This is a genomic window from Shewanella sp. SM69 (assembly GCF_025653985.1).
GTDB classification, from domain to species: domain Bacteria; phylum Pseudomonadota; class Gammaproteobacteria; order Enterobacterales; family Shewanellaceae; genus Shewanella; species Shewanella oncorhynchi.
The window spans coordinates 370,659-382,985 of record NZ_JAKKRV010000001.1 but is presented as its reverse complement, the minus strand read 5'-3'; the positions used below and the strand labels follow the sequence as shown (position 1 = coordinate 382,985).

Below are 12,327 nucleotides of genomic sequence, written 5' to 3'. Positions count from 1 at the left end.
TAACGTCTTCTGATCTAAGACGTTCCTGAGTGGTAACCTATCATCTACATTGATAACTACATGTGTTTCAGCCTATGGCTAATGATTTGAGTCGTCAATACTCGCTATATTGGAGGCTATTTTTGATCAGCGATTTAAATAACTAATCGCTGCAATAATGGCGCCTTGTGGATCTTTTATCCAACAAAAACGGCCTACTTCGGGAATATCTTCAGGACCAAACAGAATATCCCCGCCAAGCTTTTTTGCGCTGATAGCGACTTGATCGACATCGTTAACGGTAATGTAGCCGGTCCAATGTGAGGGAAGCGTTGGGAGCAAACTATCGGTGATCCCCCCAATACTGACGCCCTGATTTTCAATAATATGATAATTACCGTGGGGCATTTTGACTGTTTTAAAGTGCCAACCAAAAATCTCAGCATAGAAGTGCATAGCTTCTTCGGTATTATGGGTTGTCAATTCATGCCAACTTAACGCCCCTGCTGTGTTAAAAGCCGATTCCATAAGCGCATCCTTTATTCTATTTTGGGTAAATTTTGTGTATTGAGCCGAGGTTAACTGTCAGTGTTCAGTGCCGGCTGTATTCTGAGCCATATTTTTTGTGCGTTATCTTGATTGAGTGTAGTTGAGGCAAGTTGATAATTCACAAGCGGCAAATTAAAATTTTTGCGTTTTTTAGGTCGGCAAACATTAAATTAACTTAATGTTCTACAAGGAGATTCACTTTATTCGGTGCTGGCTAATCAGCTTCTTGTGGCTCAGTGACGCTGCGGCTTAGTTGATGGGCTTCATCTTGCCCCTTGCGCCAAGACTTAGCACTGAAAACAGATTTTAAAACGGGTTTGTTTACTGTGGTTTGAGTGTTAGACCTGACTCCCGTTAACTTGTTAATATAGGCGAGTTTTGCATCTTATCGATGCCACATTAGGGGATATGAGATTGAATAAGAGTTTAGTGACGAATTTATTGGCGGCAGCTTTGGTCGTTGTGGGTTACCTGATGAATTCGGCAATTGTCCTGAATGTCGGATTATTTGCTTTATCGGGTGCGATTACCAACTGGGTTGCAGTTTATATGTTGTTTGAGAAAGTCCCCGGACTCTATGGTTCGGGAGTCGTGCCTTCTCGTTTTGAAGAGTTTAAGGCGGGTATTGCTCATTTGATGATGAAACAGTTTTTTACCACTGAAAATATCGACCGATTCCTGTCTGAAAAAGAAGGGCTGAGTAAAATAGACTTGGCCCCAGTGATTGAAAAGGTTGATTTAGCGCCTTCTTTTGATGCGTTAATTAGCACAGTCGCCCAATCTTCCTTTGGCGGCATGTTGTCTATGTTTGGTGGCACAGATGCCTTATTGCCGTTAAAAGAGCCGTTTATTGTAAAGATGAAAGCTTCTTTAGTTGAAATGGCACAAAGCGATGCATTTCACGAGTTGCTGAAACAAGAAATTGAACAGCCAAATGTGATGGCCGATCTGCAAACTAAAATTGCTAACATAGTGGAGCAAAGATTAAACGAGTTAACACCGCAAATGGTGAAACAAATCGTTCAGGACATGATCCAAACGCACTTAGGTTGGTTAGTGATTTGGGGCGGCGTGTTTGGCGGTCTGATTGGACTTGCCGCAGCCTTAATCCAAGGTTAACCTGAGTTAAAGCCGCGAATAGAATGGGAGCTTTGGCTCCCATTTTTACTTACGCATTTTATGTTCATCATTTTGTGTCCTGATTAAATAGCAAGGAAGTCTATGAACCGTCACCACAGTATCAATTATTTGGAAATCCCAAGTCGCGACATTGCGAGTTCTAAGGCTTTTTTTAGCCAAGTTTTTGGATGGACCTATGTCGATTATGGCCCTGAATACAGTTGCTTTATGGATGTCGGCATTACTGGGGGATTCTATCAAGCAGACGTGAATTTCACCCTCGCAAAAGGTTGCCCGCTGATTGTGATCTACAGCCAGAACTTAGAATTGACTCTGACGGCTGTCGTAACAGCTGGTGGCATTATCACAGCTGACATCTTTAGTTTTCCGGGAGGCCGTCGATTCCATTTTGTTGAACCTTGTGGCAATGAATATGCCGTCTGGTCAGAATGATCCTACTGTCACTCCTTGTATTCGAAATTGTTGTTTAGATCAGCAAGATATTTGTTTAGGTTGTTTCAGGCATCTTGATGAAATTTTAGCGTGGCGCGTTATGTCGGAAGTGGAGCGGCAAGCTTGTTTTATTAGGATGGAGGAGCGTAAGGGGGAGTATCTGGTTAAGTTCAATGACGTGGTTAGTAGAAGACAGGATGGAGTATGACTAGCCGTCAGAATTGCTTACGATAATTGATTTTTAAGCTTTAAGTGGATAATCGAACGGCGAAATACGCATTAACGTATTTCGCCGTTGGCATTTTGAAACACCCTTGGCATTTGAAGCAGGAGTTACACTGGATCTACCACTATGTGCTCAAGTTCGATGGCGGCAACGGTATGGAGCGCATCCATAGTCGCGCCAACTAAGCTGATTTTTCCTTGAGATGACTCAATTAAAACCGCACGGCTGATATCGCTAAACTCACGATTGTGGCGTGCAAGGTTTGATAAGGCCATCTGCATAGGCAGCATAGAAGGATTGAATGCCGCATTTTCTGCGTAGCGACCACAATAGGTTGCGCCATCATGGGTTTCTAATACCACAGCGGCAAAACTTTGGGTGTAAGGTGCATAGCTTAAACCTGCATGATCTAAGCCTTCTATGATCATAGGATCGGCACTGTCTAACGCAAATTCAGTTTGTTGCTTGGCCATTAAGGGCGAAGTGACATTTAAGTCTTTTGGCCCAAAAGCATAGGGTAAATAATAGGCCAGAGGATGGCTTTCCTGTGCGGGTAGATGAATGCTGATCTTGCTCCCTTCAACCAGTTCATTCATAAACTGACGACAATGACCGCAAGGACTGGCATTAACTATAATATCAACAATTTGGCTTTCACCACTGAGCCATGCGTGGCTGATAGCGCTTTGTTCTGCATGGACAGAATGAAATAACGCTTCACCGGGTAATTCTAAGTTGGCACCCATGTAGATATCGCCACTTTTACCTTTGGCTATCGCGCCGACATAAAACTCACTGATAGGCGGTTTGGCCAATGCCGCTGCTATCGGCAGTAATGCTAATAACACTTCTGCTTCGGTCATTTTGCTTGCACTTGTTAGCGTAGCAAGTTGCTGCGCATCAATGTGTCCAGCAAAATTCTGGTGCAACATTGGGATAAGTGCATCGGCTAACGGCGTTGGCAGTTGGGTTATGCTACGAATGAATCTATCTTGCATTTCCCTATTCCTTATTTGTTAAGTTCATGGAAGAACATTCTAGTAATTTTGTTACAGCATAAATGCGAGTTAGCTCGCGTTTATACGCTGTCAATGTCAGTGCTATCGAGAGTGATAAACTTATGTTACTCACGTATAGAGTGAGTCTATTGGTGCACACAAATAAGCTTAAGACTATAAAACAAAAGACTTAAGCTTGAATTTACACAACTTAAAGTTCACGCAAATAATGACAAAGGGCAGCAAGTAGCTTTTGCTTAGTCTCATCCGCTTGTGTTTCTTGTAGCAAATTTTCTAATTTAAGTACGTAGTCTTGATCGGCTAAGCGATTTTGACAGAATTCACGCCAGCGCTGCGATTCTGTATCATCGAGTAGTTCAGGGTAATTACGGGCGCGGTAACGAAACAGCATCTCAGGAATACGTGGATCATCAAACTGCAAATCTAACGCCGCTAGATTTTGCGGTAGGGTATGACGGATGATTTCCATTTTTGCTTTATCAGCTTGGCTAAAGAACCCACCAGAATACAGCATCAAATCGGGATCTGTGGTTACTCTGCTGTCATCGTGCTCAAATAATAGCGCCAGTTTTTCGCGTAATTCTGGGTGACGTTTTAGGCGTTTATACTGCTCTCTGGCAAATTCTTTATCTATGCCTAAACGAGCGGCATGCTCATCACTGAGGATTTTTGCCGAGGTGATAAAAGGGCACTTATTAAGATGAATTTGTTTTACTGCGATAGGTAATTCATCTTCGGCAAGATCAGCCCTTGACGTATACATGCGCGTTTTAATTTGCTCGACATCTAGCTCGAATAGCGGCGTTAAATCCATGGCTAAATTAACGCAAATAACGGCATTTTTGTTAGTAGGATGGTGCGCTACGGGTGAGATCAACGTTGCACAACCATTGCGCGCACTAATTTTAGAGCTCACGTGAACCAAAGGCTGCATATTGAGCACATCGATTTGATCGCTAACCGCTTGCTTACGGCGCAGGTCAAAATAGTACTGATATAACTTAGGCTGTTTCTCGCGAATGAGTTTTGCCATGGCGATGGTTGCATACACATCGGACATAGCATCATGGGCTTTCTCATGGCTTAAACCATTCGCTTGGGTAAGATGTTCTAGCTTAAAACTCGGAGAGCCATCTTCCTTTGTCGGCCAGTTAATGCCTTCGGGCCTAAATGCGTAACAAGCGCGCACTAAATCAATGATATCCCAACGAGAGTTGCCATTTTGCCATTCACGGGCATAGGGATCGATAAAGTTCCGATAAAAGCCATAACGGGTCACTTCATCGTCAAAACGCAGTGAGTTATAACCTGCAACACAAGTGTTTGGTTGGCTAAATAGTGCTTGAATTCGTCCCATAAACTCAGTTTCAGGGATGCCTTTTAAATTAGCTAACTGTGGAGTGATCCCTGTGATTAATATTGCTTCCGGAGACGGCAAATAATCAGTGGCTTGCTTACAATAGAATGTCTCAGGCTCGCCGATGATATTGAGATCTAAATCCGTGCGAATACCAGCAAATTGCGAGGGTCTGTCTTTCGCTGGGTTCGCTCCAAATGTTTCGTAGTCGTGCCAAAAAATCGACCCTGCTTTATCGTCTTTCATCTTCATTTATTTTCGTTCTCTAAAGCATGTAACTTCATGTTATCAGTAGTTAAATTGCTTTAATTGGATTCGTTGTCATTCACATCAATTTAGTATGCAGCTCTTCGATGTGAGTACATAATCTGTATATATTGGGTTCTGCGTCAGATTAGCTAAAATCACATGTACACAGGGGAATTAAAATGTCTTTATCTGACAATTGGTTACGTGCAATAAACGGCAAACCATATTTAGAGAAACCAGAGCTTGCAGACCGCGACGGCTTAAGCGTTCGTATTACCCCTGCAGGGACTATAACATGGCAGTATCGATTTAGGATTGATAATCCATCAGGGTGCTTAACTTTTGGTCGTTACCCGGATTTAGAGCTTACTGACGCACGTAAGCTGGTTCCTGTGTGACTAAATTCATGGGTAAATATTATAGATCCCTATGCGTTTTGGAAACAGCGCAACACATTTGTGGACCAGACAACACTGAGGGATTGTTGTGAACAGTTTTTATCGGCGCGAAGTGCAGCACTTAAGCTGGGCACTGTTGCTACTTACCAATCCTGCTTTAGAGCACATCTCTATGATGCTTTGCTGATCGCAAAGTCGAAAGTGTCACACTCGGCGAGTGGATAGATTTTCTCGATAAAAGGCAATTTATAGTCGAGTTACCGCAGGTGCGATACTCAAACAGTTAAAGACGGTACTTAGCTGGTCCGTTCGCCGGCAGATGATGTCGCTTGTTGATGTTCTTCAATTACGAGTCAGTGATGTGGGCTCCGCGCCCAAAGTCGGTTCGCGAGTACTCACCATTCTAGAGTGTGGCAAAATCATCCGTGAGCTTGATAAATGCCGCGCGACCAAAGCAGTAACCAATGCTATCAAGGCATGTTTACTAACGGGGGCGTATATCAGAAATATTAAAATCCAAACGGGCTGATTTTGACCTTGAGTCGATGGTCTGGACCTTCCCGATAAATAATAGCAAAACTAATTTGTCAATCCGGAGGCCAATCAGTCCCGCCTTATTCGACATATTGCAAGAACAGTGGAACCTCTATAACTCACTATGGAGTTTTCCCGCAGCAAACGATCTTAAGCGCTCAGGCAACATCGCTTCAGTAAATAAGCTGGTCTGCGAGATCAAACTAAGGCTAGAAATCCCTGACTGGCGTATTCAGGATTTTAGACGCACATTATCGACCAGAATGTTAGAAGCTGGGGTGTTGCCCCATGTGGCAGAGAAGATGCTAGGCCATCTATTAGGCGGGGTGATGGCGGTGTACAACAAACATGATTGGTTAGATGATCAAACTGAGGCCTATGAACAATGGACAAATAAGCTGAGATTGGCCGCTCTGGGTGATAGCAAAATAGTCGTGTTAGAAAAATTGTCGTGTTAGAAAGAAGGGGTAGGCATGTTTGTCGCTGACAGCAGAAAATGGTGAGCTTATTCAGTATGTAAATCAGTTGCGTTGCAGTGCAGCAGAAACACCCCTTTGTAATTAGGTGCATTGGAGCTCAATTCGACACAAGGTAAACTGTTATCTGTTCAATATTAGCTTTATTTATGGTTTAGTCATTTCAACTCAATTAATCATGCACTTGGCACAGTGTTCGGATTAACGTTAAGCAAGGACGTCATGGAACTAAAATTTTTAATCACGCGGGAACAGTTAATCACAATCGCGGAAAGAATAAATTCAGCACGCATTGCAAAGAATGCTCGTTTAGCTAAGTGGTTATATGCCCTTATCATTCGTGCATTACTCCTATGGGTCCCGTTATTATCCCCGTTACTAATGTTTTATTTTTTCGTAGAAATTCACACCCCAGAGACATATATCGCAATCGCAATTTGCGCTATCACTTACCTTCTTGTGTGGAAATTTGTATTAAAAAACATCGCCGAAAATCAAGCTAACAAATTTGCAGGCAAGATAACCACTCTGGATCGAACGATTGAAAACACAACTTTACAGAGCCTTGCGAGCCTAGAAGGGGGCCATACAGTGACCGCCACAGCCTCGACGCTAACGTTTGTGCCCCCTAGCGGTAAATCCATCACCATACCGTGGAAAAAGTTTTGTGCTTTCAAGCAAGACGATGATTTTTATTATCTTACCGTTTGTAATCTGATGATGTTTAAAGCCACTTATTTAATAGCCAAAAACGGTGACACAACAGAAACCGCAGGCTATCAAGCAGGTTTAGAGTACATAACGTCTCGGCTGCAGCCCGATAGAATGGGACGGTAAAACATCAAAATATCGCATGAATGATTCAATCAGTTCACTATTGCCACTAACGTGATTGTTGTTGAACATCCAGCGAAGTGAGCCTTTGTTAAACGTCACATTTGAACTAACCTTAAAAATGATGAACTGATCGCTACAGCCTTCTTTTAGGGGCTGCTAGATGCAGTTTTTCAGCTCATTAAAACGCTATGTTATCAATGACGATGTATAGCTTTGTTAGTTAACTAAAAAGGACTTTTGTTATGAGCACGTTTAACACTTCTGCCTCAAATAGTGATCCAATATTCCCCTCAACATTTCCTGTCATGATCAGATCCAATCAATTTCCACAATGCTTATTGAGAATGTCTGGACAGGATTCACCACAGTTCAATGGTAATGGCTTTGGTACCGTTAATTGTCAGGCAGACCAAAATGATCCAGATAAAAACCCATGGGAGATTTTTAACGCTATTCGTAACGGCGATGGCACTGTCTCCTTTGAGTCTATGGCCTTTCCGAGTAACTATTTACGAATGGCGGGTGAAGCTTCGCCAGTTTTTAATGGGAATGGATTTGGAACCGTAAACTGCCAAGCATCGATTGGTCCTTGGGAAAAGTTCAATGTCGCAGTTCTAAGAGACAGCGCCAGTGGGGTCTTAACCTCCATAGCGTCAAATGCGTTTCCAAGTAACTATCTTCGTATGGCCGGAGAGCAATCTCCCTCGTTTAATGCTGCAGGGTTTGGTACCGTAAATTGCCAAGCCTCTGTCGGACCTTATGAGCAATTTCATCTAGGTGCAGTCCTTAAAGAGTCAGTTGAGACTCTTGGACAGTGGTTCCCAGACTCACAGCCTACACCTGCACAGATAGAGAAGCTTGTGGCAGCCATTATCACAGGCCAACAGCCAAGTAATGTCGAAATGCAAGCTGCCACTGAAATACAAAGTTTTTTAACGTTAACGGAGAACGAAAGTGTAGCAATAGAAGCAATTGATTTAGAGGCAATTTCACCTTGCACTAAATCAATCGCAACATTCTGTATTGATGTGTTATTGCTTGCTCTGCAACTTGCAAGCATACGCATTATGCGAACTGACAGCATGGTAAAAGCGGCAGTACAGGCGCTGGGGGCTGAAGCTGTAGGCTTGGAGAAACTGATCACGGGTATAAGCAGTGCTTCTACCACGTTAAAAAAGGCGACATTGATATTTCAGTTCATCTCACAACTATTCAATATAGGATTTATTAAAGGCGTCATTAAAACAATCGTCAGTGGCCTAAGCTGGTTTGGGGCCATAGTCGCGGTGGTATCATTCATCGCTACAGTCGTCGCATGGATATCAACCGATGGTGTCTTGTTAATTGCCCAAATAGTGCTGGTCGGCACAGGTCTCGCCGCTATCATCGCTGATGCTGTAGCAGTAGGCACTAACTGCGGTAGTAGTAAAGGCTGCAGCGTCGAAGGCGAGGGGGTAATGGCCTAGCAGTCCATCAATAAAGGTCTAATAATAAAGCCCCAAAAATGGGGCTTTATCTTAAAGGTTTAAAAATTAATTCAAGCAGCTACTTGCTGTTTTTCATCCCACTTATCGAGCGACGCTTTTAAGTAATGGCGGCCATTATAGATAGGGGCAGGGAAACCGTCGTTTCTCCGCAACTTCCAAAGCGTTGCTGATGAGCTAATCCGGTAGAGTGTCATGACTTCCTTAGTGGTAAGAAAGAGCGGCACTTGCATTTGCTGATCCACGGTCGATTGGGTCGAAATCATCATTTACCTTCCTTTGCCAATTCCTCGGCGAGTCGTTTTAAAAATTGTTGGCAGCTGCCGACTTGTTTGCGGGGCAGGGTGTACCACTGGCGTAAAGCGTCTTTAATGACTGCAGATTGCTTGATGCCGATTTCTCCTTGGTGCTGTTAAACGCCGTGAAGGTGAGAGCTGGGCGCAGTGATAACAGTCGCTGTTTAAAGGCTTCGGCCTTAGCATTGTGCTGCGCAATGTCAGCTTGCTTTTGTGAATGGCCCGCCGCGTTGCAATAAAACGCCTCGCCGATGCAGATCACCGCTTCAATGTCCGTCGTATGAGCGTTTTTGTTCCCAGGCGAAGTAGGGCCGGTGAGCATTCGCACTGCGCAGTATTGGAGTGAAACGATTCGGTTTAAGGCGTTTACATCGCATGCACTAAGAAAACTGTGCCGCACCATTATTGCGGACATGGGCGTAGATACCATGGTGGGTGAGCGAATATTGAATCACACCTTGCCGCTACTGCTGCGGACTTACGTTAACAGCACCTTAGATAAGGGCATGTTGATGGCGTTGGATGCCTACCACGCACACTTAATCACACTGGGGTTTGATGATGTGGCGCCCGAGATAATGCGCCAATCGACCACTGAGCCGAGTGAGCCGGACGAGCCAATGTTAGTGGGGTGGTTATGACGATGACAATAACAATTAGAAATAAAACGAGTGAGTTATGGACTTCACGCAGGAGGATTTATGGCTAATCGGGCCGCGGATGTATTGAAAGTAGGGCGCCGTTTACGGGGCATGACCCAAGACGAAGTGGCTGAGATTTACGGCATTAGCTGCAACACTTACCAACGTTGGGAAAATGGCCGTACTACTGCGCCCTATGACGATGTGACATCAATATGCCTTGATGTGTTTAAGCTTTCCATCGAGAAGATAAATGAGGTGGCTAATGGGCTTTAGCGATGAACCCGAACAGATGATGAACATTAAGGCGTTGCGGTTAGGGCTGTATCGCTGGGGCCGTTATTGGGTGTACCAAGAATTGGGCAAGGGGTTTTCAAACCGCAGCGCCTGCGACCGTTTAGGCGAAGCGCTAGGCGGTGGCAACTTAAAGCACGAACTCAACGTGCCTGCCCACGTCGCCCATTTTGACCACCTCGTTGAGCAGTTATCCATAAACTGCAAACGCGCCATTCGCGCCCATTACCTGTGCAAAGAACAGTGGGCCTTAATGGGATTTGACAGCAAAAAGTCTTACATCTTCTGGCTAAGAAAAGCCGAAATGGCACTGCTAGATAGGATGAATTAGAAAGAACGCCCTCTTACGAGGGCTGGCGGGTTAGCCGGTTGTCCACCAAGACTGCTAACCCGTTGATTGGATTTTATCAAAGGTTCGGACAGATACCTATGCAAACTCATTCGCGATTAAATGATGCACTGAGCTTAGTTGTGATCTCTATATTGACCACAATGAAACTATGCTTTTACAAATTATTGTTTTGGTATCAGTTTTCATTGGCTGAGTTCGGTACGATACCCACTGTCGCAATCCTCGAACCCACCATCTCACGAACATGCAATATTACTTCACCAAAATCTTTACTTGCACCTAAGGTCGGCTCGTCAGTCAAGCTCTGACGTAGCACTTCATCTAATGACAAATTATCATTAGCAGAGAGTTCAATACCGTAGGAGTGCTTTAAATCTGCTACTTTGGTGTAGCCTTTCAACTTCAATTCACCCGTAGGTAATTCATAATGATTGGCTTCTGCAACACCAGAGCAAACCAGATCAACAAACTCACGCACATCGGGTTTCATCACAATAAATAAATGATCGCCAGCATACAGGAAGGTTGATCCCCTAGGTGGAATTACATTGTTTCCTCTGGTTATCATCGCTACTACTGTACCGTCAGGTAAAGCCATTTGGGATAAACGGCGACCAGAAGCGCGTGAGGTATCGCCCAATTGATACTCGACAATGTCAGCATCCACATCGCCTAAAGCAGTAATTTCCAGTGTCGCTGCAGGTGTCGCAGGAGGCGGTTCCGTAAGTCCTAAAGCGCGTGCAACCCAGGGTAATGTTGACCCCTGTATTGTCGCTGAAATTAACACGACGAAAAACACTACGCTAAAAATAAGACTGGCACCAGGCAGGCCATAAATCAGCGGATATATAGCCAGAATAATAGGCACCGAACCACGTAACCCAACCCAGGATACTAGGGTAATTTCACGCGCATTAAAGCCAAAAATCTTCAGTACAGGGATTACCGACAAGGGTCGCGCGATTAAGGTCAGGACGATTGCAATCATCAGTCCTTCCTGCCAGACATCCAGCAAAGACGAAGGATTAATCAGCAAGCCTAAAAAAACAAACATAACAATCTGGCCTAACCATGCCAAACCATCGTGAAATAAAAAGGTACTGCGCTGAAAAACAAAACGACTATTCCCTATCACCACACCAGCGATAAAAATAGCTAAAAAGCCGCTGCCGCCAAGATTAGCTGCTACGCCAAAGGACAGTAAACCAAATGCCGCGACCATCACAGGATATAATCCAGAGGTCGTCAGATGGATACGATTAATAATACGTACTGATAACCAGCCTGCCGCTAAACCCACTGCGGAGCCGATACCCATTTGCTGGATAAACAGCATCAATAATCCAGTCCCTGGTTCAAGCCCTTTGACCATGACCTCCAATAAGCCAACTGTTAAAAAAATTGCCATAGGATCGTTAGTCGCACTTTCAATTTCTAATGTGGCTTTAAGGCGTGGGTTGATATGAATACCTGCATTACGCAGTAATGAGAAAACAGCGGCGGCATCGGTTGAACCAACAATGGCACCAATCAGTAAACCGTAAAGTAAGGAAACATCTAGAATATAAGCCGCTGCAGCACCAGTGATCATGGCTGTCACCAATACGCCTAAAGTTGCCAACACAGAAGCAGGCTTCCACACTTGCTTAATCGATGCGATGGGTGTTTGCAAACCACCATCAAACAAAATAATGGCTAAAGCTAAAGACCCAAGCGCGTGAGCAATTTGTGCATTATCAAAAACAATACCTCCAGGGCCATCCTCACCAGCTAACATGCCCACCATGAGAAAGAGCACCAGTACGGGTAAACCCAATCTCGCAGACAATTTACTGGATAAAATACCAAGAATAATCAAAATCGCGGCGAGGAGAATAATTTGATCGATCACAAACATAAATAGTTTCTCTTTAATTAATGTAGGGAAATTAAACCATTACAGAGCTTTCAATGACTGCGCCAGCCCTAAAAAGATACTTCACTAAGCCTAATTGTCAGTTAGAAATCGTCAAATGCATGATGCATTTTGGTCTTGTAGTCAATGATTCTATTTATCCAAACACT

15 protein-coding genes and 1 pseudogene are annotated in these 12,327 nt (G+C 44.0%); 10 read left to right on the top strand and 6 right to left on the bottom strand.

Annotation, left to right across the window (positions count from 1 at the left end):
• Nucleotides 1-126 precede the first annotated feature (126 nt).
• Nucleotides 127-507 carry a VOC family protein gene (locus tag L5M37_RS01830; RefSeq protein WP_131524339.1) on the bottom strand — a complete coding sequence of 127 codons (381 nt, stop codon included), beginning with the start codon at nt 505-507 and terminating at the stop codon, nt 127-129.
• Between the two features lie 435 nt (nt 508-942).
• Between L5M37_RS01830 and L5M37_RS01825 the strand changes: the two genes are divergently transcribed.
• The 3 genes from L5M37_RS01825 (at nt 943) to L5M37_RS01815 (ending at nt 2,308) form a co-directional block, all read left to right on the top strand.
• On the top strand, nt 943-1,647 hold the full coding sequence (locus L5M37_RS01825) for a DUF445 domain-containing protein (protein WP_105253144.1): 705 nt from the start codon (nt 943-945) through the stop codon (nt 1,645-1,647).
• A 102-nt stretch (nt 1,648-1,749) separates the two neighbouring features.
• Nucleotides 1,750-2,100, top strand: coding sequence for a VOC family protein (locus tag L5M37_RS01820; RefSeq protein ID WP_105252887.1), 351 nt, complete (start codon nt 1,750-1,752; stop codon nt 2,098-2,100).
• Nucleotides 2,075-2,308 carry a DUF1289 domain-containing protein gene (locus L5M37_RS01815; protein ID WP_219252077.1) on the top strand — a complete coding sequence of 78 codons (234 nt, stop codon included), beginning with the start codon at nt 2,075-2,077 and terminating at the stop codon, nt 2,306-2,308. Before L5M37_RS01820 ends, L5M37_RS01815 begins: the two co-directional genes overlap by 26 nt.
• Nucleotides 2,309-2,433: 125 nt before the next feature.
• Here the strand turns inward: L5M37_RS01815 and cdd are convergent, their stop codons facing one another.
• Both cdd and sbcB read right to left on the bottom strand, forming a co-directional pair.
• Nucleotides 2,434-3,324, bottom strand: coding sequence for a cytidine deaminase (gene cdd, locus L5M37_RS01810; protein ID WP_212599913.1), 891 nt, complete (start codon nt 3,322-3,324; stop codon nt 2,434-2,436).
• Nucleotides 3,325-3,535: 211 nt separating this feature from the next.
• Complete coding sequence (gene sbcB / locus L5M37_RS01805) at nt 3,536-4,954, bottom strand: exodeoxyribonuclease I (protein ID WP_263138205.1); 1,419 nt, start codon at nt 4,952-4,954, stop codon at nt 3,536-3,538.
• 176 nt (nt 4,955-5,130) lie between these two features.
• On the opposite strand from sbcB, the gene L5M37_RS01800 reads away from it, so the two are divergent.
• The 4 genes from L5M37_RS01800 to L5M37_RS01785 all read left to right on the top strand — a co-directional run bounded on the left by L5M37_RS01800 (nt 5,131) and on the right by L5M37_RS01785 (nt 8,662).
• Nucleotides 5,131-5,349 (top strand): Arm DNA-binding domain-containing protein, encoded by a 219-nt coding sequence (locus L5M37_RS01800; protein WP_081729045.1) that lies wholly within the window; start codon nt 5,131-5,133, stop codon nt 5,347-5,349.
• Nucleotides 5,350-5,894: 545 nt separating this feature from the next.
• Nucleotides 5,895-6,341: a tyrosine-type recombinase/integrase gene (locus tag L5M37_RS01795; protein WP_251069026.1), complete on the top strand. Its 447-nt coding sequence runs from the start codon at nt 5,895-5,897 to the stop codon at nt 6,339-6,341.
• A gap of 240 nt (nt 6,342-6,581) precedes the next feature.
• A complete protein-coding gene (locus L5M37_RS01790; RefSeq protein WP_263199171.1) occupies nt 6,582-7,196 on the top strand; it encodes a hypothetical protein in 615 nt (204 codons plus the stop codon).
• A gap of 344 nt (nt 7,197-7,540) precedes the next feature.
• The gene (locus L5M37_RS01785; RefSeq protein WP_263199170.1) at nt 7,541-8,662 is read left to right on the top strand and encodes a fascin domain-containing protein; all 1,122 of its coding nucleotides are present in this window, start codon (nt 7,541-7,543) and stop codon (nt 8,660-8,662) included.
• Nucleotides 8,663-8,733: 71 nt separating this feature from the next.
• Here the strand turns inward: L5M37_RS01785 and L5M37_RS01780 are convergent, their stop codons facing one another.
• Nucleotides 8,734-8,949 (bottom strand): helix-turn-helix transcriptional regulator, encoded by a 216-nt coding sequence (locus L5M37_RS01780; RefSeq protein WP_263199168.1) that lies wholly within the window; start codon nt 8,947-8,949, stop codon nt 8,734-8,736.
• A gap of 34 nt (nt 8,950-8,983) precedes the next feature.
• A complete protein-coding gene (locus L5M37_RS01775; protein WP_263199166.1) occupies nt 8,984-9,298 on the bottom strand; it encodes a hypothetical protein in 315 nt (104 codons plus the stop codon).
• On the opposite strand from L5M37_RS01775, the pseudogene L5M37_RS01770 reads away from it, so the two are divergent.
• From L5M37_RS01770 to L5M37_RS01760, 3 genes and pseudogenes are all read left to right on the top strand, one after another.
• Nucleotides 9,261-9,617: pseudogene (locus L5M37_RS01770) on the top strand (integrase); the annotation flags it as partial. The gene L5M37_RS01775 and the pseudogene L5M37_RS01770 overlap by 38 nt on opposite strands.
• A 60-nt stretch (nt 9,618-9,677) precedes the next feature.
• Nucleotides 9,678-9,893: a helix-turn-helix transcriptional regulator gene (locus L5M37_RS01765; RefSeq protein ID WP_263199165.1), complete on the top strand. Its 216-nt coding sequence runs from the start codon at nt 9,678-9,680 to the stop codon at nt 9,891-9,893.
• Nucleotides 9,883-10,242 carry a hypothetical protein gene (locus tag L5M37_RS01760; RefSeq protein ID WP_173244407.1) on the top strand — a complete coding sequence of 120 codons (360 nt, stop codon included), beginning with the start codon at nt 9,883-9,885 and terminating at the stop codon, nt 10,240-10,242. Before L5M37_RS01765 ends, L5M37_RS01760 begins: the two co-directional genes overlap by 11 nt.
• Before the next feature lie 196 nt (nt 10,243-10,438).
• On the opposite strand, the gene L5M37_RS01755 is transcribed toward L5M37_RS01760, so the two are convergent.
• Nucleotides 10,439-12,160 carry a potassium/proton antiporter gene (locus L5M37_RS01755; RefSeq protein ID WP_131524348.1) on the bottom strand — a complete coding sequence of 574 codons (1,722 nt, stop codon included), beginning with the start codon at nt 12,158-12,160 and terminating at the stop codon, nt 10,439-10,441.
• Between the last annotated feature and the right edge of the window lie 167 nt (nt 12,161-12,327).

Excerpts from the sequence above, each read along its gene's own strand:
- L5M37_RS01780 (WP_263199168.1), bottom strand. The coding sequence starts at position 8,949 with ATGATGATTTCGACCCAATCGACCGTGGATCAGCAAATGCAAGTGCCG.
- sbcB (WP_263138205.1), bottom strand. The coding sequence starts at position 4,954 with ATGAAGATGAAAGACGATAAAGCAGGGTCGATTTTTTGGCACGACTAC.
- L5M37_RS01775 (WP_263199166.1), bottom strand. The coding sequence starts at position 9,298 with ATGCTCACCGGCCCTACTTCGCCTGGGAACAAAAACGCTCATACGACG.
- cdd (WP_212599913.1), bottom strand. The coding sequence starts at position 3,324 with ATGCAAGATAGATTCATTCGTAGCATAACCCAACTGCCAACGCCGTTA.
- L5M37_RS01790 (WP_263199171.1), top strand. The coding sequence starts at position 6,582 with ATGGAACTAAAATTTTTAATCACGCGGGAACAGTTAATCACAATCGCG.
- L5M37_RS01800 (WP_081729045.1), top strand. The coding sequence starts at position 5,131 with ATGTCTTTATCTGACAATTGGTTACGTGCAATAAACGGCAAACCATAT.
- L5M37_RS01830 (WP_131524339.1), bottom strand. The coding sequence starts at position 507 with ATGGAATCGGCTTTTAACACAGCAGGGGCGTTAAGTTGGCATGAATTG.
- L5M37_RS01785 (WP_263199170.1), top strand. The coding sequence starts at position 7,541 with ATGTCTGGACAGGATTCACCACAGTTCAATGGTAATGGCTTTGGTACC.
- L5M37_RS01765 (WP_263199165.1), top strand. The coding sequence starts at position 9,678 with ATGGCTAATCGGGCCGCGGATGTATTGAAAGTAGGGCGCCGTTTACGG.
- L5M37_RS01795 (WP_251069026.1), top strand. The coding sequence starts at position 5,895 with ATGGTCTGGACCTTCCCGATAAATAATAGCAAAACTAATTTGTCAATC.
- L5M37_RS01760 (WP_173244407.1), top strand. The coding sequence starts at position 9,883 with ATGGGCTTTAGCGATGAACCCGAACAGATGATGAACATTAAGGCGTTG.
- L5M37_RS01755 (WP_131524348.1), bottom strand. The coding sequence starts at position 12,160 with ATGTTTGTGATCGATCAAATTATTCTCCTCGCCGCGATTTTGATTATT.
- L5M37_RS01815 (WP_219252077.1), top strand. The coding sequence starts at position 2,075 with ATGAATATGCCGTCTGGTCAGAATGATCCTACTGTCACTCCTTGTATT.
- L5M37_RS01820 (WP_105252887.1), top strand. The coding sequence starts at position 1,750 with ATGAACCGTCACCACAGTATCAATTATTTGGAAATCCCAAGTCGCGAC.